This window comes from Bacillus basilensis (assembly GCF_050630465.1).
Taxonomy (GTDB): Bacteria; Bacillota; Bacilli; order Bacillales; family Bacillaceae_G; genus Bacillus_A; species Bacillus_A basilensis.
Genome location: NZ_JBNTQO010000001.1, coordinates 601781 through 622631, shown reverse-complemented (window position 1 = coordinate 622631; position 20851 = coordinate 601781). Strand labels below are relative to the sequence as shown.

General features: G+C 32.7%; 21 protein-coding genes and 4 pseudogenes. 20 read left to right on the top strand and 5 right to left on the bottom strand.

Translation table 11 applies throughout. The features are described from left to right. Nucleotides 1-13: 13 nt before the first annotated feature. Nucleotides 14-1409, top strand: a pseudogene (locus ACQVV1_RS03285) (5'-methylthioadenosine/adenosylhomocysteine nucleosidase). Nucleotides 1410-1492: 83 nt separating this feature from the next. After that, on the top strand, nucleotides 1493-1939 hold the full coding sequence (locus ACQVV1_RS03280; RefSeq protein WP_309258918.1) for a GNAT family N-acetyltransferase: 447 nt from the start codon (nucleotides 1493-1495) through the stop codon (nucleotides 1937-1939). A gap of 153 nt (nucleotides 1940-2092) precedes the next feature. Here ACQVV1_RS03280 and ACQVV1_RS03275 read toward each other — a convergent pair whose 3' ends face one another. Continuing rightward, a complete protein-coding gene (locus ACQVV1_RS03275; RefSeq protein WP_431168613.1) occupies nucleotides 2093-2509 on the bottom strand; it encodes a hypothetical protein in 417 nt (138 codons plus the stop codon). A gap of 121 nt (nucleotides 2510-2630) precedes the next feature. Here ACQVV1_RS03275 and ACQVV1_RS03270 point away from each other — a divergent pair, with 121 nt between their 5' ends. The 3 genes from ACQVV1_RS03270 (at nucleotide 2631) to ACQVV1_RS03260 (ending at nucleotide 6632) form a co-directional block, all read left to right on the top strand. Beyond that, nucleotides 2631-3278 (top strand): response regulator transcription factor, encoded by a 648-nt coding sequence (locus ACQVV1_RS03270; protein ID WP_063221496.1) that lies wholly within the window; start codon nucleotides 2631-2633, stop codon nucleotides 3276-3278. Next, nucleotides 3271-4647: a sensor histidine kinase gene (locus tag ACQVV1_RS03265; RefSeq protein ID WP_431168612.1), complete on the top strand. Its 1377-nt coding sequence runs from the start codon at nucleotides 3271-3273 to the stop codon at nucleotides 4645-4647. The genes ACQVV1_RS03270 and ACQVV1_RS03265 overlap by 8 nt, the downstream gene beginning before the upstream one ends. A gap of 191 nt (nucleotides 4648-4838) precedes the next feature. Continuing rightward, entirely contained in the window at nucleotides 4839-6632 is a 1794-nt protein-coding gene (locus ACQVV1_RS03260) for a Xaa-Pro dipeptidyl-peptidase (RefSeq protein ID WP_431168611.1), read from the top strand. A gap of 61 nt (nucleotides 6633-6693) precedes the next feature. Here ACQVV1_RS03260 and ACQVV1_RS03255 read toward each other — a convergent pair whose 3' ends face one another. After that, on the bottom strand, nucleotides 6694-6972 hold the full coding sequence (locus ACQVV1_RS03255; RefSeq protein ID WP_431168610.1) for a hypothetical protein: 279 nt from the start codon (nucleotides 6970-6972) through the stop codon (nucleotides 6694-6696). Nucleotides 6973-7177: 205 nt separating this feature from the next. Between ACQVV1_RS03255 and ACQVV1_RS03250 the strand changes: the two genes are divergently transcribed. From ACQVV1_RS03250 to ACQVV1_RS03240, 3 genes are all read left to right on the top strand, one after another. Further along, complete coding sequence (locus ACQVV1_RS03250; protein ID WP_431168609.1) at nucleotides 7178-7942, top strand: class I SAM-dependent methyltransferase; 765 nt, start codon at nucleotides 7178-7180, stop codon at nucleotides 7940-7942. 202 nt (nucleotides 7943-8144) lie between these two features. Next, nucleotides 8145-8408, top strand: a complete 264-nt coding sequence (locus tag ACQVV1_RS03245; RefSeq protein ID WP_001262614.1) for a hypothetical protein — start codon at nucleotides 8145-8147, stop codon at nucleotides 8406-8408. A 365-nt stretch (nucleotides 8409-8773) separates the two neighbouring features. Beyond that, on the top strand, nucleotides 8774-9004 hold the full coding sequence (locus tag ACQVV1_RS03240; RefSeq protein WP_000789031.1) for a hypothetical protein: 231 nt from the start codon (nucleotides 8774-8776) through the stop codon (nucleotides 9002-9004). Between the two features lie 260 nt (nucleotides 9005-9264). On the opposite strand, the pseudogene ACQVV1_RS03235 reads toward ACQVV1_RS03240, so the two are convergent. Next, nucleotides 9265-9697, bottom strand: a pseudogene (locus tag ACQVV1_RS03235) (cytidine deaminase). 151 nt (nucleotides 9698-9848) lie between these two features. Between ACQVV1_RS03235 and ACQVV1_RS03230 the strand changes: the two are divergent. The 11 genes and pseudogenes from ACQVV1_RS03230 to dltD all read left to right on the top strand — a co-directional run. After that, a pseudogene (locus tag ACQVV1_RS03230) lies at nucleotides 9849-9938 on the top strand (ankyrin repeat domain-containing protein); the annotation flags it as partial. Next, a complete protein-coding gene (locus ACQVV1_RS03225) occupies nucleotides 9932-10528 on the top strand; it encodes a DJ-1/PfpI family protein (RefSeq protein ID WP_431168608.1) in 597 nt (198 codons plus the stop codon). The pseudogene ACQVV1_RS03230 and the gene ACQVV1_RS03225, both read left to right, overlap by 7 nt. Nucleotides 10529-10929: 401 nt before the next feature. Next, a complete protein-coding gene (locus ACQVV1_RS03220; protein WP_431168607.1) occupies nucleotides 10930-11286 on the top strand; it encodes an FtsB family cell division protein in 357 nt (118 codons plus the stop codon). 259 nt (nucleotides 11287-11545) lie between these two features. Further along, nucleotides 11546-11872 carry a DUF3870 domain-containing protein gene (locus ACQVV1_RS03215; RefSeq protein ID WP_431168606.1) on the top strand — a complete coding sequence of 109 codons (327 nt, stop codon included), beginning with the start codon at nucleotides 11546-11548 and terminating at the stop codon, nucleotides 11870-11872. Nucleotides 11873-12015: 143 nt separating this feature from the next. Continuing rightward, nucleotides 12016-13077: a dipeptide epimerase gene (locus ACQVV1_RS03210; protein ID WP_431168605.1), complete on the top strand. Its 1062-nt coding sequence runs from the start codon at nucleotides 12016-12018 to the stop codon at nucleotides 13075-13077. A 39-nt stretch (nucleotides 13078-13116) separates the two neighbouring features. After that, nucleotides 13117-14118, top strand: a complete 1002-nt coding sequence (locus tag ACQVV1_RS03205; protein WP_431168604.1) for a C40 family peptidase — start codon at nucleotides 13117-13119, stop codon at nucleotides 14116-14118. A 20-nt stretch (nucleotides 14119-14138) separates the two neighbouring features. Then, nucleotides 14139-15761, top strand: coding sequence for a peptide ABC transporter substrate-binding protein (locus tag ACQVV1_RS03200; RefSeq protein WP_431168603.1), 1623 nt, complete (start codon nucleotides 14139-14141; stop codon nucleotides 15759-15761). Nucleotides 15762-15879: 118 nt separating this feature from the next. After that, nucleotides 15880-16279, top strand: a pseudogene (locus ACQVV1_RS03195) (GNAT family N-acetyltransferase); the annotation flags it as partial. Nucleotides 16280-16396: 117 nt separating this feature from the next. Then, nucleotides 16397-16861 carry a helix-turn-helix transcriptional regulator gene (locus tag ACQVV1_RS03190; protein ID WP_242252976.1) on the top strand — a complete coding sequence of 155 codons (465 nt, stop codon included), beginning with the start codon at nucleotides 16397-16399 and terminating at the stop codon, nucleotides 16859-16861. 37 nt (nucleotides 16862-16898) lie between these two features. Then, the gene (locus ACQVV1_RS03185) at nucleotides 16899-17279 is read left to right on the top strand and encodes a hypothetical protein (RefSeq protein WP_063221485.1); all 381 of its coding nucleotides are present in this window, start codon (nucleotides 16899-16901) and stop codon (nucleotides 17277-17279) included. 732 nt (nucleotides 17280-18011) lie between these two features. After that, nucleotides 18012-19193, top strand: a complete 1182-nt coding sequence (gene dltD, locus ACQVV1_RS03180) for a D-alanyl-lipoteichoic acid biosynthesis protein DltD (protein WP_242252977.1) — start codon at nucleotides 18012-18014, stop codon at nucleotides 19191-19193. A gap of 38 nt (nucleotides 19194-19231) precedes the next feature. Here the strand turns inward: dltD and ACQVV1_RS03175 are convergent, their stop codons facing one another. Next, the gene (locus ACQVV1_RS03175; protein WP_063221483.1) at nucleotides 19232-19456 is read right to left on the bottom strand and encodes a hypothetical protein; all 225 of its coding nucleotides are present in this window, start codon (nucleotides 19454-19456) and stop codon (nucleotides 19232-19234) included. 148 nt (nucleotides 19457-19604) lie between these two features. Here ACQVV1_RS03175 and ACQVV1_RS03170 point away from each other — a divergent pair, with 148 nt between their 5' ends. Continuing rightward, on the top strand, nucleotides 19605-20105 hold the full coding sequence (locus ACQVV1_RS03170) for a DinB family protein (protein ID WP_242252979.1): 501 nt from the start codon (nucleotides 19605-19607) through the stop codon (nucleotides 20103-20105). Nucleotides 20106-20131: 26 nt separating this feature from the next. On the opposite strand, the gene uptA is transcribed toward ACQVV1_RS03170, so the two are convergent. Next, nucleotides 20132-20737 (bottom strand): undecaprenyl phosphate transporter UptA, encoded by a 606-nt coding sequence (gene uptA, locus ACQVV1_RS03165; protein WP_063221481.1) that lies wholly within the window; start codon nucleotides 20735-20737, stop codon nucleotides 20132-20134. Between the last annotated feature and the right edge of the window lie 114 nt (nucleotides 20738-20851).

Sequence of the window (20851 nt, the reverse complement as noted above, 5' to 3'; positions counted from 1 at the left end):
GGAGACTATATTCATGAATAAAATCGGCATTATCGGAGCAATGCAAATTGAAATAGACTTACTTTTAGAAAAATTAGTTGTACAAGAAGAAAAAACAATCGCGGGAATGCCTTTTTACGCTGGAGAATTCATGGGAACAGAAGTAATTATTACACGTTCTGGTGTAGGCAAAGTGAATGCAGCCGCATGTACGCAAACGTTAATTCATAAATTTGATGTAGATGCCATCATCAATACGGGTGTTGCTGGCGGGTTACACCCGGAAGTAAAAGTTGGTGATGTAGTTATTTCAACGAATGTTACCCATCATGATGTAAGTAAAACTCAAATGAAAAACTTATTCCCGTTCCAAGAGGAGTTTATCGCAAGTAAGGAATTAATAGAGTTAGCACATATTGCATGTAATAGTAGTAGTTTACATATGGAGATTCATGAAGGAAGAATTGTCAGCGGTGAATGTTTTGTTGAAGATTCCAAACAAAAATCGAAATTAATAGACGAATATGCACCGCATTGTACAGAGATGGAAGGTGCAGCAATTGGACATGTTGCTTATATAAATGAAGTACCATTTCTCGTTATAAGATGTATTTCTGACAGTGCAGATGATGAAGCTCAAGTTTCCTATGATGACTTCGCGAAAACTGCCGCAAATTATTGTTCAGAAATTATCGTTGAGATGCTTAAAAATATATCAAGTAAAACTGTATTGTAATACAAAAGGGGAGAATGAAATGTTGCAAGCATTAATTTTTGATATGGACGGAACGCTATTTCAAACAGATAAAATTTTAGAATTATCGTTAGATGATACATTTGATCATTTAAGATCATTACAATTATGGGATACGGTAACACCTATTGATAAGTATCGTAAAATCATGGGTGTGCCTTTACCGAAAGTTTGGGAAGCTTTATTACCGAATCATTGTCTTGAAGTAAGAGAACAAACAGATGCATATTTTTTAGATAGACTTATTGAAAACATAAAGAGCGGAAAAGGTGCTTTATATCCGAACGTAAAAGAAGTTTTTACATATATAAAAGAAAAGAATTGTTCAATATATATTGCTAGTAATGGTTTAACTGAATATTTACGAGCAATCGTATCTTATTATGCTTTAGATCAATGGATTACTGAAACATTCAGTATTGAACAAATAAACTCACTTAATAAAAGCGACTTAGTTAAAAGTATTTTGAACAAATATGATATAAAAGAAGCAGCGGTAGTCGGGGATCGTTTATCTGATATAAACGCAGCTAAAGATAATGGCTTGATTGCAGTTGGTTGCAATTTTGATTTTGCACAAGAAGATGAGCTTGCCCAGGCAGATATAGTGATAGATGATTTACTGGAGTTGAAGGGGATATTATCTGAAGTGCAGAATACGCATCCTATGAATTGAATAAAGTAACAATCATAAAAATGATCAGAATAAATGATTCTAGAGCATTTTTATATATTTTCATATTAAGGGAGGGAATTTACTTGAAAGATATACATATTCAACAAATTGAAGATTTAATGAAATACGAGCACGATTATCTTGTTCAAGAAAGCAAAGGTGAAGGATTTAATTTCCTAATAAAACTAATAAGTGATTATGAAAATAAAATAAATATATTTAATAAAACTGGAGAATGTTTATATGGTATTTTTCAAGGAGAAAGGCTAATTGGAATAGGAGGGGTAAATAAGGATCCATATACAGAAAATGATAAGATTGACCGGGTTAGGAGATTTTATATTTCAAAGGACTATCGTCGTATAGGGTTAGGGAATTTGTTGTTAAACCGACTATTATGTCATGCGGAAAAGTATTTTAAAGTGGTTGTTCTACATACAGATACAAAGCAAGGTGATGCGTTTTATACTGCAAATGAATTTGTGAAGAGAGAAGTATATAAAGGATCTAGTCACTATAAGGTATTATAGAAATAGTTGTCCGAACAATATTTTTGAAGCAATTTTGATAATCATGGGCTCTATGTTTGAAAAATACAAATACAATTTCATTTACCGAAATGGTAGTAAAAAAAAGACCTCAGCTTCTAAAAATAAGCTTATGAGATCTCTTCTTATAGTTAATTATGTTTTAACATTCATTCGTTTCAATAATCCCTTCGGATCACCTTTTACATAATAAAAATGCGGATTATTTTCATCATCGTAAAGCATAATATAAGGTTTTTCGTTAAGTGGGAGGAGAATAAGTACTTCATCAATTGTTGTATGTAACCACCGATTTGTAATAGAAACTGGTTTAGATAAAGGGATTTTTACCATGTGACCATCTTTTGGGACGACGTTTAAGTTTTTAAATGGGCCAGTAATGGATTCAGCGTATTGAACAGCTTCTTTTTGAATAGCTGGATCTAAAGATTGTTTTTGAACGACCATTTCTTTTTGACAATCAAATACTTCAATTTGTTGATTTGTATTTGCGAACGCATTTGTTGATAATAAGAAGAAAAGAAGAGTAATGACCCCGATTTTTTTCATCATAGTACAACACCTCGTTTTTACTATACCCTTAATTGGTTCAAATATTTTTCTGTCACATACATGTAACAAAGAAGTTGTATGATACAATTGATTTTTGTTTAAAAGCAATGGAGGATAATGCATGAGAGTATTAATTGCAGATGATGAACAGGATATGTTAAGGATTTTAAAAGCTTATTTTGAGAAAGAAGGCTTCGAAGTTTTCTTAGCGAAAGATGGAGAGGAAGCACTTCAAATATTTTATGATGAAAAAATTGATTTAGCTATTTTAGATTGGATGATGCCGAAACATAGTGGTATTACTGTCTGTCAGGAAATAAAGAAGAACTCAAGTGTAAAAGTATTAATGCTTACGGCGAAAAGTGAAAGCGAAGATGAATTAGCAGCGCTTCAAGGCGGGGCAGATGAGTACGTAAAAAAACCATTTCATCCAGGTGTACTCATTGCTCGAGCGAAAAAGCTTATACAGCACGATGATGTCATTCAAGTTCAAGATTTGAAAATAGATTTTACTAAAAATAAAGTTTATAAAAATGACAAAGAATTAGATATTACAAAAACAGAGCTAGAATTAATAAAGTGTTTTTTAAATCATAAAGGGATGATTTTAACTCGTAAAAAATTGTTAGATATCGTATGGGGATTTGACTATTTTGGAGAAGAGCGAACTGTTGATACACATGTAAGAAGATTACGTAAAAAAGTAGGAGAAAATATTATAAAGACGCACCGCGGGCTAGGATATAGTTTGGAGGAGCAGAGTGAATAAACTTGGAAAAAAGCTATTTCTTAGTATTTCGTTAACTGTTATTCTTATTTTTACAATTTCTTTATTATTAATTAACTATCTTTTACCGAAATATAATATTTACAAAACACGAGAAAGCTTAGAAGGTATTACAGCACAAATACAGTCCATACCGAGAGACCAATTGGATGAAGCAATTACGAGCATTGAAAATAAAGGGAATGTTACGATTGCGTATACATCAATTAACAATTCGGAAGATCATATTAATGATGAGTTACGCATGCAACTTACAAGGAAAAGAGTTGCCCTTAATAAACTTTGGATTACAAAAGAAGAAGTAATGAAAGTAAAGAACTTCGGACAAGCGAATAAAATATATGATCAAGAAAAGATTAAATCTAGTTTTTTTGTGAAATACATTGCGAAAGACGATATGTTAATTTTAGTAGGAGTTTCAATCGCACATTCTAATGAAGTGATAAAAACGCTAAACTCATTTTATTTTTACATTTTTGGCATTACGATTTTTCTCATTATCTTACTTGTATGGATACTATCAACAACAATCACCAGACCATTGAAAGAATTAAGTAATGTTGCAGAAGATATTTCACGTTTGAAATTTGAACGAGCGAAAGTGAAGACAAATGATGAAATAGGGGACCTGGCCACTAGTATTAATATCATGAGTGAGAAACTACATGAAGCGCATGAAGATTTAACAGATCGAAACGAACATTTAAAACGATTTATAGGTGATGTGACACATGAATTAAAAACTCCAATCGCGTTAGTGAAAGCATATTCTATGGGAATAAAAGATGGTTTAGATGATGGTACGTACATAAATACAATCATTAAACAGACTGATCACATATCAAACTTAATTGAAGAGTTATTACGATTTTCTAAACTAGAAAGAGATGTGTTACAAAAAGAAGAATTCTCTATTAAATCACTAGTTCAAAGTATATTAGATAAGCATAAAATTGAACTGGAGTCGAAGGAAATCGATTTGCAAGTGAACTATAATGTTGACGATGTAGTTGTTTATGCTGATGTAAATAAAATGAGAATGGTGTTTCAAAATTTAATTTCTAATGCGATAAAATATACAGCAAATCAAAATATAAAAATTACTTTAGAAGATCAAAATGAAAGTGTATATTTTCAAATTCAAAATGGTATGAATGCTGAACATATGAAAGATATCGATAAAATTTGGGAACCTTTTTACGTCTTAGAATCTTCTCGTAGTAAAGACCATTCAGGCACAGGATTAGGCTTAGCGATTGTGAAAAGTATTTTAGAAAGACATGGTTTTGACTATGGCATATCTACTATAGAGGGCGAAATACGGTTTTATATTCATATGAAAAATGACTAATTCAATACTATTAGAAACATCGTCTATTAATAGGCGATGTTTTTTTATTGATTATATGATAGTAGTAAGTCAGAATATATAACCTTGAAAGAGTGTTCTACAAATTTCTCAAGTTGTTGCATAAAATATAAACTGAATTTTCTGTAATTTTATTGTATAGTAAAAGGAGAAATATATGGGGAGGAAAGAGTATGGGGAAAAAGAAAATAGCAACATTATCAGCAATATTATCTTTATCAATTACGTCAGGAGTTTCTAGCATGACTGCGTATGCAGACAATAAAGAAACAAACTACATAAATGAGAATGACGTGAAGTTAAATGGAAAAGTTTCAGAAGTGTTACAATCAAACATAAAAATTGAATTAGAAAATGGGATGACAAAACCGATTTATTCGCTTGATGAAGCAATTATTGAAAATTTATTTGTAGAAACAGAAGTTGATAGTGATCGAGATGGAAAAAAGGATCGAGTATCGGTAAAAGTTATGCGTCCAAAAACAGATTCGAATGTGAAAGTTCCCGTTATTTATGAAATGAGTCCATATCGATCAGGCTTAAAAGATGTTCCTGTATATAATGTAGATGAAGAATTGTATGCGTATGAAGGGAAACCGTATGGAGCTGTTAATCTTGGTTCATACGGAAATTATTATGTGCCAAGAGGCTATGCAGTCATTTTAGGTGAAAGTATTGGAACTGGGAAATCGGATGGATGTCCGACGACTGGGGATGAGCAAGAAATACTAGGGACGAAATCTGTTGTTGATTGGGTGAACGGGCGTGCGAAGGCATATACAGAAGATGGGAAAGAAGTAAATGCTAACTGGTCTACTGGAAATGTAGGTATGACAGGAGTTTCTTATAATGGTACGTTACCAAATGCAGTTGCGACGACAGGCGTTGAAGGGTTAAAAACGATTATTCCAATTGCAGCGATTAGTAGTTGGTATGATTATTATCGTGCAAACGGTGCAGTCATTGCGCCAGGTGGATACCAAGGAGAAGATACAGATAATATGGCAGAAGCAGTATTAACAAGGGAAAATCCTGAAGTTTGTGGACAAGTAATAAAAGAGCTAACAACTGGACAGGACCGAAAAACTGGTAATTATAATGCTTTTTGGGATAAACGTAATTATGTAAAAGATGCTAAAAACGTAAAAGCGAGTGTATTTGTTGTTCATGGTTTAAATGATTGGAATGTAAAGACGAAGCAGTTTGCGCAATGGTGGGATGCGCTTGGAGAGAATGATGTCCCTCGTAAAATGTGGTTACATCAAGGGGGACATGGTGGAACATCAACGAATGACTGGCAAAGAACACAAAATAAATGGTTCGATTATTGGTTGTATGGAATTGAAAATGGCATTATGAATGAACCGATGATCGATGTACAACGTGAAAATAAAACTTGGGATAAAATAAAAAATTGGCCGGATCCATCAGCTGTGCCGTCAAAAGTTCGTATGTATTTAAGTAATAAAGCAGTTAATTTACCATTAAGTATAGGTTCTGTTAATAAGGTGTTTTCATTCATAGATGATGCAAAAATGAAATCAAACCAATTAGTAGCAAACCCAGAATTAGATGTAGCAAATCGATTAGTGTATACAATGCCTGTACTGCAAAAAGATACGCGTATAAGCGGAACACCAAAGATTTCAATTACAGGAAATATTGATCGGTCTGTATCAAATTTAACTGCTCTACTTGTTGATTATGGAGGAGCGAAGCCAGAGGTTGTAACGAGAGGGTGGATAGATCCACAAAACTTAAAGAGTATAGAAAATTCAACAGCGATTCAACCAGGCAAAGATTATACATTTACATGGGACATGCAGCCAGATGATTATGTATTTAAAGCGGGGCATCAAATTGGGGTCGTTTTAATTGCTAGTGATTATGATTATACAATTAGACCGAAAGCGGGCACGAAGCTGACAGTGAAATTAAGTGAAGTGACATTGCCCATTGTAAAATAAATAGTTATGAATAAAGAGCTTACCGCATAGTAAGCTCTTTACATTTTGAAAGGGGAGTTTATTAGGAATTTTTATTGGTAGATACAAAAATGCTTACAACAAATAAAAAAATTGCATTCATGATCAATAGGCCACTAAAAGTAAGCCCAGCAAAACCTCCAGCGAATCCATCTCCTACTTTTTCACCAATTACGTGCAAAGTGGTGAAGAAAACAATGGGGGAAGAAAGAATGAAAATGCAACTGGCTATTTTCCATATTCGCTTATACTTCTTTGCTATAAAGAAAATTAGAGTATTAAAAGTAATAAGAAGTAAAAAAAATATAATTAATGAATTCATCGTATCCCCCTTTTAGAAAAAAGTATGAATTTTCATTATTTACATTTTTATTTTAAAGGAAATATTATACAATATGATTATATTCTATGGAAAGCGAGTGATATATTATGACAGTCAGCTCTTTTGAATTTTCATTAAAAATAAAGGTACAGGAAGATTAATTGAATTAAAATCTTCCGTACGTAAAAAACGGAGGAGAAAATAAATGTTTAGTTTTTATAGTACACTTTGCACGGAACTTTATGATTACACAAAGCCTGTCGGTTATTCTTTAAATGGTGATATTGAGTATTACCAAGAACGTTTAAAAAATTGTAGAGGAAGAATTCTCGAAGCAGCAGTAGGATCAGGGCGAGTCATCATCCCACTTCTTGAAGCTGGTTTTACAGTTGATGGGATTGACTATTCACCTGAAATGCTAGAATCGTGCCGTATACGATGTAAAGAGAGAGGCTTGCAACCTAATTTATATGAAGGAAGCTTACAACAATTTTCACTTCCGCATAAATATGAGGCAATTATCATTCCTACTGGATCTTTTTGTTTAATTGAAAATCGTGAGGATGCTATAAACGCATTGAAATGTTTTTATGAACACCTTAAGCCAGGCGGACGATTAATCGTAGATATTATGCTTCCGCATGACTGGAAGACGGGGGGAATTCATACATCGACTTTTTCTTTGCCGAGCGGAGATGGAATTACTTTAGAAAATAAATCAATTGAAATAGATTGGCTGAACCAAGTTACTCTATCATATTTAAAATATGAAAAATGGAGTAGAGGACAATTAGTACAAACAGAATTGCAACGCTTTGCGATACGTTGGTATGGAGTAGAAGAGTTTAGACTTCTTTTAGAAAGTATAGGTTTCTCAAACATTACGTGCTTTGCTGACTATGTTTATGAAAAAGAACCGTCAAATGCAGATCAAATGTTTACTTTTGAAGCTGTGCGTAACGAAAAATAAAGAACGATTTATTAAAACAAGGCAGTCGGTTCACTATCGACTGTCTTGTTTTAATTGTGAAATCCTTACATGTTGTTACGTTTTTATTGTCCAAGCATCCCTCTACTAACTACATATACTATTTATATTAAAGACAGTCACTATTTTAAATAGGAATGTAATTTTTCTATAAATGATATTTTAGAGAAGTAGGGGGATAAATTTGGCAAACGAAGAACAAGATAGAATTGAAAATCAAGTGTATTCAAATCGTGTAGTAAGATCAGAATTTGATGCGAATTGGGAAACGTGTATTTCAAAAAGTGGTTATGTAATTTATGTAGCAACAAGTAATAATGCTGAAGTAATAGTACTTCTTGCAGATGGTTCAAGTAAATTATTAATTTTCGAAAAAGGCGGTAAAGTAGTAGTAGGTGGCGGTGGGACAAGTCATTACAGTAAGCCGCATATTGCGAGGAATATTTAAGTTAGAATATATTAATTGAGAAGAAGCTAGCAAAGGGTTAGTCATTCATGTTTAGAGAATGACTAACCCTTTTTGTTTCTTTAAATCATTTTAGAAGAACTTGATTTAATAATCCCTTGGGATGACCAGCGAAATGAAGAGGGAATTGTATGGTTAAGAATTTGAAATATAATGTAGGTATAGAAGAATTATGAACGCAATATAAAGAAGTATTTCCTATTTCGGGAAATGCTTTTTCTATGTTATAGTATAATAGTGTTTTAAAATGATGTTATTTTAATATACTTCGAATTTTGTTGTGTATTATTTTTACATTAAATTAGCTGTGTAAGTATTTTTTTATATAAGGAGTAATAATTAGAGAAATGAAAAATATAGACTTTATATTAGAAAGTGATGAGGCATTAAAACCGTCTGAACGATTAGTACTATTATTATTAGAGAAGCATAGAATGTTATATACGAACGATCTATTAGCATTATCTAATTTATCATATAAAACATTAACGGATTCATTAACAGCACTTGTTTTAAAATCATATGTGTTAAAGGAAACCGGCAAGGGAAGAAGACAGAATTGTTATAGATTGGTATGATAAGACTACTGATTTTAGAGGGTTCATATTAATATTTATCGAATGTAAGGAGAAATTATATTTTTGTTTTCAAATGAAAAATGCGAAATGAGGTAAACTTAAATATTTTAATTTCGTTTTTGTTAATGATAATTTAGTCGTTTTTAAAAATAGAAAAATAAAATAAACTGCATAAAACAGAAATAAAAAACAATCCGTTTTTAAAACGGATTGTTTTTTTATTGGAATAATATTATTTGATGAATGGAAAACTGGAATGATTATTCTACTTCACTTGTATACTTTTTAGGTAATAATTCCATTACGTTACATTTTACAAGTTCACCATTATAAGAAAGTATAACGTTCGTATTTTTTCCGTAATCACTTATTAATTCTCGACACATACCACATGGAGCAACAACCCAACATTTTTCAATATCTTCATGAGGGTGTGGGTGAGCGACTGCTACGATGGTATCAAATTCATGATCACCTTCTGAAATAGATTTTCCAATTGCCATAGCTTCGCCACATACTGTTATTCTTCCAACATTGGCTTCAACATGTACTGTTGCATAAATATTACCTGTTTTAGTTCTTACAGCTGAACTGATATGATGACGGCCATATTTATAGTTTTTTTTCGATTACTTTTTCAGCAGCTTTAATTAAATCATAGTCTTCACTATTTAAAGGCATTACTTGTAACATAATTTCTCCTCCATACTAAACATGATTAGCATTATTTTAGCAGAAATTTAATATTTAAAATAAAAGATAGGAATTAAATAGATAATATTATTATGTAAACTATCATTTTAAAAGGAATATATAATAATCAATAGAACATATAGAAGAGTGTGATGATGAGAAAACAGCCTATGATATTGCATTAGAAAAAGGATATAATCACCTTTTACATTATTTGCAACAGGGAGTGAACGTGTGGTGAATAAATGGAGTGTAGGTATATTTTTATTTAATGACGTAGAAGTGTTAGATTTTGCAGGGCCATATGAAGTTTTTTCTGTAACCGAAGGGCAGGAAGAAAAACCATTTACTGTGTATACAGTTAGTCAAAATGGAAAAATGATTACAGCAAGAAACGGATTAAAGGTACAGCCGGATTATAGTATTGAAGATTTACCACCAGTTGATATTTTAATTATTCCAGGCGGTCTAGGAGTTAGAGAAAATGAAGTGAAAAATAATATTATTATAGATTGGGTTCGACAGCAAATGAAAGAAGTAAAGCTAATGACTTCAGTTTGTACTGGAGCGTTATTACTTGCGAAAGCCGGTTTGCTTGAAGGATTAAAAGTCACAACACATTGGGCAAGTATTCAAACATTCAAAAAAGATTTTCCGAATGTAGAAGTAATGGAGAATGTGAAATTTGTAGATGAAGGACATATTATTACATCTGCCGGTATTTCAGCCGGTATTAACATGTCATTTCATATTGTGAAAAATTTGTTAGGTGTGGAGATTGCTGAGGAAACGGCAAAAAGCATGGAATATGATATTGATTTACAAAATTAAAAAAGCCCAATTAGGGCTTTTTTCTTATTTTGAATGTAAATAAGTAACAACCTTAAAAGATGATTTATGCTCCAAATCTTAGTTCTGAAACAGTAATTCCAGTTCTTTCAAATGTACGACAATGCATCTTTTTCTCCTTGTAAGAATGTTAAAACAAGGAGAAATTTGTATGTAAAAAAACTCTTCTACAATAATAGAAAAAGATTAACAGAAACTACTATTTTATGGCAGCATACATAAAAAAATGCAATATAAATATGGAAATGTCGTCGAATGCTATCTTTAATTGGTTAATTTGTGAGATATTTTTGTGAAGGAGCTTATTTTATAAGAATAGAATTATAGATAGTAAGAGATCATGCCGATGGTAGTGAAAATATATGTGTTAGGGGGATTTCATAATGAGGAAACTCAAGCGAATAAATGTTCCTAATATGCAAGAACAACTATCACAGTCTAATGAGAATCGAGCAATTAATAAGAAAAAACTAAGGCGATTTATACTCATGTTTTTATTTATTGCGGCGGCTACTTTGTACGTTCAATTTATTTTAACGAAACAACAAGAAGTAATTGTAGAAAAAAAAGATACAATTACGAATCAAAAAAAACAATTGGTTTCTTTAAAGAAAGATCAGACTTCTTTAAAGACTAACATAGAAAATTTAACAGACGATGAGGAAGAAATTTTGAAGTTTGCGAGAAAAGAATATCAATTTTCTAAGTCCAATGAAACTATATTTGTGTTGCCGAAGTAGTGTAACAAAACAGTTAGCGATAGCTAGCTGTTTTTTCATGTATGAATGGCATGGTACAAGAAACAATTACATATTGTAAAAATGAAGAGTTTGAGCTGTTTTTATAATTATGGAATATATACCGAAATAAATGTTGTTAAAATTCTGTCAATTGTATTATAATACAATTTAAGCGGATACATTTTTTAATCAACGTTGAGTTTATCACTCATACGACTATTAAGAAAACCGTTATCCCGTATTAGAAAGGAAGATAGCTGTGTACGATTCAAATACAATTTATGTCGTAGGGGATGCGAAAGCACCTCAAAATAATCCCATTACCGAAAAGTTCAAAAGTTATTTTGTAGCATTTGTACTTGTTAAGGAGACTGGGGAAATTGTAGATGCAGATTGCTCAGCGACAATTGCATTAACATCACAATTCGTTAAATATTTGTTTCTACATAAAAACATTAATGACCCACTATTGGTAACAGAAATAAAAAATAGATACTTCGGTTCGTCTCAAAAGGCACTACTTGTAGCATTAAAAGATGCACAGAAAAAATATAATCAAATCGCTGCTTTGTCTACCCATTCATAGACAAAATCCAGCCGTAAGAATCTTCTTATGGCTGGATTTTTTTATTTTCCATTAACCTTCTACATGAAAAGTAAGCAAAAGAGGAGATTTAATACTCCAAAATAATTGAGAATTAAGGTTCCATTTTACCAGACAACGAAAGGATGAACAAAATGAAAATTACCGATGTAAAAGTAAATCGTAGACGTGTAAATCTCCATACACCGTTTAAAACGGCGCTTCGTACTGTAACCGAAATAGAAAGTATAGATGTATATATTCATACAGATGAAGGGATTGTTGGCAAGGGTGCTGCAGCCTCAACACCAGTTATTACGGGAGATTTTGCTAACGGGATTGAAGAAGCAATTTTAGGGCCGATGCGTTCAAGTTTAATTGGTCAAGATATCATTCAGTTTCAGCAGTTACTACAGCACATACAAATGAGTTGTATTGGAAATCCAAGTGCGAAAGCGGCGGTAGATATCGCTTTATATGATGTGTATTGTCAATTTCAAAACGTTCCACTTTACGCACTATTAGGCGGGAAGAAAGAAATTCATACAGATATTACGGTGAGTGTAGATGAGCCTTTCGTTATGGCAAAAGAGGCAAAGAAACATGTAGAAAAAGGGTTTCAAACTTTGAAAATTAAAGTGGGTAAATCTGTTCATTTAGATTTAGAACGTATTGAAGCGATTCGAAATAGTGTACCAAAAAATACGACGTTACGATTAGATGCAAATCAAGGATGGAATCCAAAAGAAGCGGTTTCTATCATTAAAGAAATGGAGAATCGTAATTTAAATATCGAATTTATTGAACAACCTGTTCATGCGAAAGATTGGGATGGGTTAAAGTACGTCAAAGACAATGTGCAAACGCCTATTATGGCAGATGAAAGCATATTTTCAGCCAGTGATGCATTGAAAATCGTGCAAGGAAGATATGCAGACTTAATCAATATTAAATTAATGAAATGTGGTGGCATTCGGGAAGCGTGGCGTATTGCAGATATAGCAGAAGCAGCTGGTGTGAAATGTATGGTGGGGAGCATGATGGAATCTTCTCTTTCTGTTAGCGCTGTTGCACATTTGGCAGCAGCTCATCCTAATATTCATTATTTCGATCTTGATGCGCCACTTTGGTTAATGGAAGAGCCGGAAGGAATGACTTATTCGGGCTCAAAGGTAAACCTTCAATCGACAGTGAATAGTAAATTTTAGGAGAAGAGACTAGTAAACTACCTTTTAAGGGGGATATTTATGAAAAAAGTAGGAACTGCATTTTTAACAACTTTATTTATATTTTCATCGTTTACATCAGCAAATGCTGAAGAGAAGAAAGATAATAAAGCGTTTATCGATGTATCTGCCGCAACACTTTGGACTGCACCTGATTCATTACGGCCAATTGATGTGCCGAGCGCTACAAATCCAGTTGATTTGTGGAAGTGGACGAAATCGATGACACTTGACGAGAAACTTTGGTTAACAAATGCAAATAAATTAGAAACGCAAGCGCTACTCGGTCAAGAAGTAACGGTTGTTGATAAAAAAGGTGATTGGGTGAAAGTGTTAGTACATGGTCAACCAACACCGCGAAATGAAGAAGGTTACCCAGGATGGATGCCTGAAAAACAATTAACATATAATCAAGAATTTGCAGATAAAACAAATGAACCTTTCGTATTAGTAACGAAACCGACAGCGATTTTATACATTAATCCTTCTGAAAAACATAAATCCCTTGAAGTCAGCTACAATACGCGTTTACCACTATTAAGTGAAGATTCAATTTCATACCGCGTGTTGTTGCCAAATGGTCAAAAGGCATGGTTACGAAAAAATGACGGAGCGGTTTACCGTTCTCAAAATGATATTCCAACTCCGGCGGCTGATGATTTAATAAACACAGGGAAAATGTTTTTAGGATTACCGTATATATGGGCTGGTACAAGTGGTTTTGGATTTGATTGCTCTGGATTTACACATACAATTTATAAATCGCATGGTATTACAATTCCACGAGATTCTGGTCCGCAATCGAGAAATGGAGTTGCAGTTGATAAAGAACATTTACAAAAAGGAGATTTAATCTTTTTTGCACATGATCAAGGAAAAGGAAGTGTTCATCATGTGGGGATGTATATTGGTGATGGAAATATGATTCACTCACCAAGAGCTGAAAGATCAGTAGAGATTATACCGCTAAATACACCTGGATATATAGAAGAATACGCTGGTGCTCGTCGTTACTTACCTTAAAAAATAGAGGGGGTTTTCAAATGAAAAAAGTTGTGCGTTACTCATTAGTTAGTACTCTATTAGTTTCTTCAATTTTAGTTGGCTGCGCAAAAGAAAAAACAACGACAAAGCCGAAAGATGAGAAGAAAGTATTACAGTTACTAGAAACGGGTGAAATTCCGTCGTTAAATTCAGGGAAAGTAACAGATGCAGTATCATTTAACGTTTTAAATAACGTAATGGAAGGATTATTTCGCTTATCGAAGAATGATGAAGTGATTGAGGCTGGAGCACAAAAATATGAAGTTAGTAAAGATGGAAAAATATATACATTCCACTTACGTGATGCGAAATGGTCTAACGGAGATCCAGTAACAGCGCAAGATTACGTATATGCTTGGAAACAACTTATTAATCCAGATACGGTTTCTCAATATGCATACATTGCATACGATGTGAAAAATGCGGAGAAAATAAATAAGAAACAACTAGGGTTAGAGGAATTAGGAGTGAAAGCGACGGATGATAAAACGTTCATTGTAGAGTTAGAACATCCTGTACCGTATTTTACGAAACTACTTATTTTACCGTCCTTCTATCCAATTAACGAAAAATATGCGAAAGAGCAAGGCGATAAATACGGTTTAGAAGCAAATAAAGCAGTATACAATGGACCATTTACATTATCTGATTGGAAGCATGAAGCTAGCTTTACAATGAAGAAAAACGATAAGTATTGGGATAAAAAAGAAGTAAAGTTAGATGAAGTAAACTATCAAATTGTAAAAGAAATTTCAACGGCGGTAAATTTATATGAAACAGATAAAGTTGATAGAGCTGTTATTTCTACAGAATTTGTAGATAAATATAAAAATAATACAGAGTTAAAACAATATACAGATCCAGTTATGTACTTCTTTCGATTTAATGAAAATGTACCGATTCTTAAAAATAAAAATGCACGTCTTGCGCTAAGTACAGTTTTTGATAAGAAGGGACTCGCAGATTCATTTTTAAATGATGGATCGGTTGCAGCGAACTATTACGTACCAAAAGGATTTTTAAAAGGCCCAGATAAGAAAGATTTTAGAAGTACGGCTGGTGAGTTTAATAAGACAAATGTAAAACAGGCGAAGGAATATTGGGAGAAAGCAAAACAAGAGACAGGTACAAATGAAGTGACGTTAGAACTATTAAATTATGACTTAGAAAACTTTAAAAAAGTTGGAGAGTACATTAAAGAGCAGCTTGAGAAAAACTTACCAGGATTAAAAGTGAATGTGAAATTACAACCACATACGCAAAAATTAGCACTTGAGAAGAAGAAAGAATATGAAATGTCGTTATCACGCTGGTTACCGGATTATCCAGATCCAATGACTTACTTAGAAGTATTCCTTTCTGGAAGTAGTGTGAATAATACAGAATATGCAAACCCGGAATATGATGCGTTAATTAAGAAGATTAAAACAGAATTAGGTAATGATGAAAAAGCTCGCTGGAAAGCACTGCAAGATGCTGAAAAAATGCTACTGGATGATGCAGTAATTGCACCTGTATTCCAGCGTGGATTATCATACTTACAAAAGCCGTATGTGAAAGATTTATATGTACATCAATTCGGTCCAGCAACAAGTTTAAAGTGGGCAGATGTACAAAAATAAAGGATGAGTAAACAGACTCCACGTGTGTGGTAGTCTGTTTTTCTTATTTAAAGTTAAATAAATAGCTCGTGTTATAAATTACTAGTCTGTAAACAGAGATTGGAGGGACATGATGTTTATGTTGGTAGAAAAGAAAGTAATAGGTACAAAAAGATTGTTCATGAGGAAATCAATTATAGAAAATGTTGATCAATTTTATAACATATTAAAGAAAGAAGCTGTTGGCAAATGACTTGCTTAATCAAGAGGAATGTCAAAAGAAGAAGAAAATGATTATATCGGACAACTATAACCTCGGGGTATGGTTGTTATTTAATAGTAAAATTAGAAAAATTTTAGGGTGTTTTTGTTTAAGAAAGGTAAATGAAGCGTGTGAAATAGAAATTATGTATTTATTTAATCCAGAATATCGGGGGAATTGATACGCATCAGAAGCAGCAAGGGCTTCCATTCAATATGCAATAGAGGCTATGAGTGTAAAAAGAATAATTTCTAGGGTGAAGATAGTAAATGGGAATTGATTTCATTACATTGAAATGACAAAAGGGAACGTAAAGAGAATGGGTTGATAACAAATTAGAAATAGTGTAAAATTACACCAAATAACACATAGGTTACTTTCGGAGGTAGAGGAATTGAATAAAGAGCTTACAATCGAACTCATATCAACAAAAATAAAGTTAATTCGTACGGAAAAAGGATACACACAGGATAAAATGGCTGAAGTTCTTGGTATTTCAAAAAAAACGCTTGTTCAAATTGAGAAGGGACGAACAAATGCAGGATGGACGAATACCGTAGCAATTTGTGCATTGTTTAGGGATAGCGAGGTTTTACAGTCTAGTTTAGGAGATGATCCATTAGTAGTCATTACAACTTTAGCACATAAAAGCATGAACAACGCCAAACAGAAAACACTGGGAGGAAAAGTCTGGTGGAAACAAATTCAAGAAAAAGGTAACTATCGTTTACAACAAAATCTAATTAGTCAGCATTACCGTATTTTAGATAAACAAGATTATCGTTGGTTTAACTCGTTTGATTTAGAAGACGCACTCGGTCACCTTGAAAAATTAGCAGCAGATTCAGAAAATCAATAGACTACAATGACCCAAAATAAATAGGAGGAACTTACATATGCTCATCTTAAGTCTTCTTTGGATACTATACACACCCTATCTCGTATTATGCGGATTTGCGGGTGGGATTTATTTAATAATAACAGGGGTCAAATATCATAAACTACTCGTGAGTATTATGGGATTACTCAGTGTTTCCTTTGTCGTACTGCCTTATATTTTTTGGGGGCTGGGCGTTGAGGGTAGTCAATATCTTGATATCCCAACCGAGCTATACTGGATCCTATTTTCTTTAACTGGGCTACTATCAGGGTTTATAGGTTTACAGTCAAAAATTAAAGGCATACGCAATATGGGGTTTATTATTTTTACTAGTGGAATAATCGGAGTCTTTTTCTATTATTTAATGTCTGTACCTGGTTCTATGTATATCAGATAGTTTTTTCTAAATTCGACTTATCTACTACTATATGATACTGAATTGAAAAGAGTAGAAATACAGAGGAGATACTATAGCGTCTCCTTTCTACTGTGGTCAAAATGATTGAGATCTTTGCTAATACACGCCTGTTTAAATTTCTTAGTATTTAGTAGATAACGAATATCAAAGAGAGTATCATAAGAAAGCTGAATATAATAATAATTAATATACCCAACTACTTGGACACTTGTCTAAGTGGTTTATTTGTTATAAAAAACTGTAAAGTGTAAATAAATTTGCTAAATCAGTAGATAAAGCAGCTAAATCTATACATAAGCAAGCTCCGATGGTCGAAGGAGTAACAAGATTTGGTGAATATGGGGAGTTAGAACAGAAAGCGAGGTTTTGCATATAAGCATGATGTTGAGTATAGTGGACGTATATTATCTCATTTTAAATTTAATATATCACCTGATGGATTGTAGACATTATATATTTTTTCATGTCTTAAAAATAAAATTATTAGTAAAATTCCAGTGTGAAATATATGTAGAATCTTGTATAATTAACGTGTTTCTATGGAAACATTTTCTTGCGCTATTTATATAGAGCTTTATAGAACAAGGAAAGAAATACATACATGTATATAATAGATAAATAGAATGGAACATGTATAGAGAAAAAGGAGAAAAAAATGACGTGTCAAAAACAAGGGTTACAATTTAATCGCGATAGAAAGAGGAACAAAAAATGAAAATGAAGCATGCTTTTGGTCCCATAATTTTAGCATTTGTGCTTTTTTTCATTATCGTACTAATCCCATCAAAAAGTTTAGTATCAATTATTAGTGATAAGAAAGTAGAAGATGCGGCAACTTCCTTACAAAAAGAAAAGTTACAAGGTGTTTTCTTGCAGCGGAAAATGTTAGAGAATTCGCAGTATTTACCGATGTACGGTTCATCTGAATTTTTACGAATGGATGCATACCATCCGTCTAATTACTTTAAAGTAAATCCCGCGGGTTTTACACCATATTTAATCGGGATTGGCGGTACACAAAGTTTAGCTCACATATTAAATATGACGTCTACAATGGATGAATTAGAAGGTAAAAAGGTAGTCTTTGTTCTATCACCACAGTGGTTTACAAAGACAGGGGTATCACAAGGGGATTTTACTAACAATTTCTCAAAGCAACAGGCATATCATTTTATTTTTAATGATAAAATAAAGGTAGAAATGCAGAAGCAAATTGCGAAACGACTATTAGATTATAAAGTTGTTCAAGAAGATGATATATTAAAAAATTCATTAGAAGGTATTGTGTATAATGATACAAAACATAACATAAAAGCAGGTTTAGTAAAACCACTTGCTTATATGCATCGAAATATTTTAGATCATAGAGATTTATTTAACTCTTTATTTAAGATTGAGCCGATGAAAGAAAAGACAAATGTGGGACTACGTTCAATTTCTTGGGTAGATGCACGTAAACATGCGGAACAAGAAGGGGAAGCGGAGTCTACTACAAATACATTTGGAATTGAAAATCCATACTACTATAAACATAATTTAAAGAAAAAATTAAAAGGATTAAAAAACTTTAGAGCGAATGAATCATATGAAGAATCACCAGAATATGATGACTTGCAAATTGTTTTAAATATTTTTAAAGAGAAAAATGTTAAGCCGCTCTTTATTTCTGTACCTGTAAATGGACCATGGTATGATTACGCTGGTTTCCCTAAAGAACGCCGAGAAGTGTATTATAAAAAAGTTCGGGAACAAGTTGAGAAAGCAGGATATCCAGTAGTCGATTTCTCTGGCCATGAATATGATAAGTATTTCTTAAAGGATACAATTCATTTAGGTTGGAAAGGCTGGATTTACTTTGATGAAGCAGTGCAAAACTTTTATAATGAGAAATAAGTTAAGAGAAAAAGGAACGGCTATAAGCTGTTCCTTTTTTAGTACAGAGGATTTTGATGTGGACAATTCGGGAATGCATGTATATCTTGAATTTGTCTAAAATCATAATGCTTCATTGCGAACTGAGCTTGGTAAAGGTATTCATAAACATATAATTGACCATCATGTGCTGAACATAATACACCAGAAGTTCCTTGCCCATTGATAAAGGAAATGCCTATAGGGCGTCCAATTAAGTACGGTAGCTTTTGTTGCCAATGCATAGGGAAATCACTCCTTTTTGAGATAATATACGAAATCAATGAGTGAATTGTTGCTTTTCCACGTAAATCTTAAGTTGGAGGTTTTTTATGTAGTTTCTAGAAGTTATATATGAATCGGTTATAAGTGTGAACGAGGAAGGAATGAATTATGGAGAAAGAAAGTATTCTGGAAGAAAAGTTAAGTTTAATAGAATGGTGCCAAACATTTAAGTGTGTAACTCATGATGTATGGTTTGAATCTTTTAGAAAAGGTTCATGGGGAATTGCAGATGTGATTTCACATTTTATTGTTTGGGATGTGTTTTTAATAAAGCATAGAATTCCATACTTTATAAGTGGACAATCTGTGCCAAATGTTCCAATAGATGTTGAGGAAATGAATAAGGGAGCAATGAAATATGCGAGATCTGGTATTTCAAAAGAAGAACTATTAGATCAATTTAGTGTTACTCGTAAAAAATTAGTAGATCAAATTGAGCGAATTCCTACCCAATATTTTGATAATGACTACCAATTTGGCACTAAAAAAGTGAGATTAAATAATTACTTTTCATCACTCATTCAACATGACTTAAAGCACAAAGAAGAAATAATGCAATTTCTAATGTATAATCAAGCATATAATAAAAACCGCTATAATTCTGAATGAATGTATAGCGGTTTTTATTTGGGATTTTAAGCAAGATTTTTACGTTTTTTTGTCCATTTTTTAATGACAAAGTATAAAAGGATAAGTACAACACCACCGATTGCGAATGATTTCACATACGGTCCAGCAATATCATTAATATTCTCCCAGTTTTCACCTAGTTTTTCACCTAAATAAATGAAAATGATAGACCAGGGGATGATCGCAAGTGCTGTTAATGTAGTGAAACGTAGTAAGGGCATTTTTGTAATACCAGCAGGAATTGAAATCGCATGGCGTACTACTGGAATGAAGCGCGCTGTGAAAATTACGCCAGTTCCGTAACGATTAAACCAATCTTCAGCAGCGTCTATTTGTTTTTTATGTATGAAAATATATTTTCCGTAACGTTCTAAAATAGGGCGTCCACCGTATCGTCCAATCCAATAAATAAAGATTTGAGCAATAACACCGCCAATTGTACCAAATACAACTGCACCTAAAAATGAGATACTACCATTGAAAACTAAGTATCCTGCATAAGCAAGGACAATTTCACTTGGGATAATCTCAATCATAAGTCCAAGCATAATGCCCCAATAACCTAATCCTTCAAAAAATGTTAATACTGAATGAATAAAACTACTTACCATTTGTTGCACCTTCTAGTTTATGAATTTTTGAATAGGTTAATCTTTTATTTAATAATATAAAAGATTAACTATATGTAGATTATACCTTATTTATATAAAGGATTGCTATTTCAA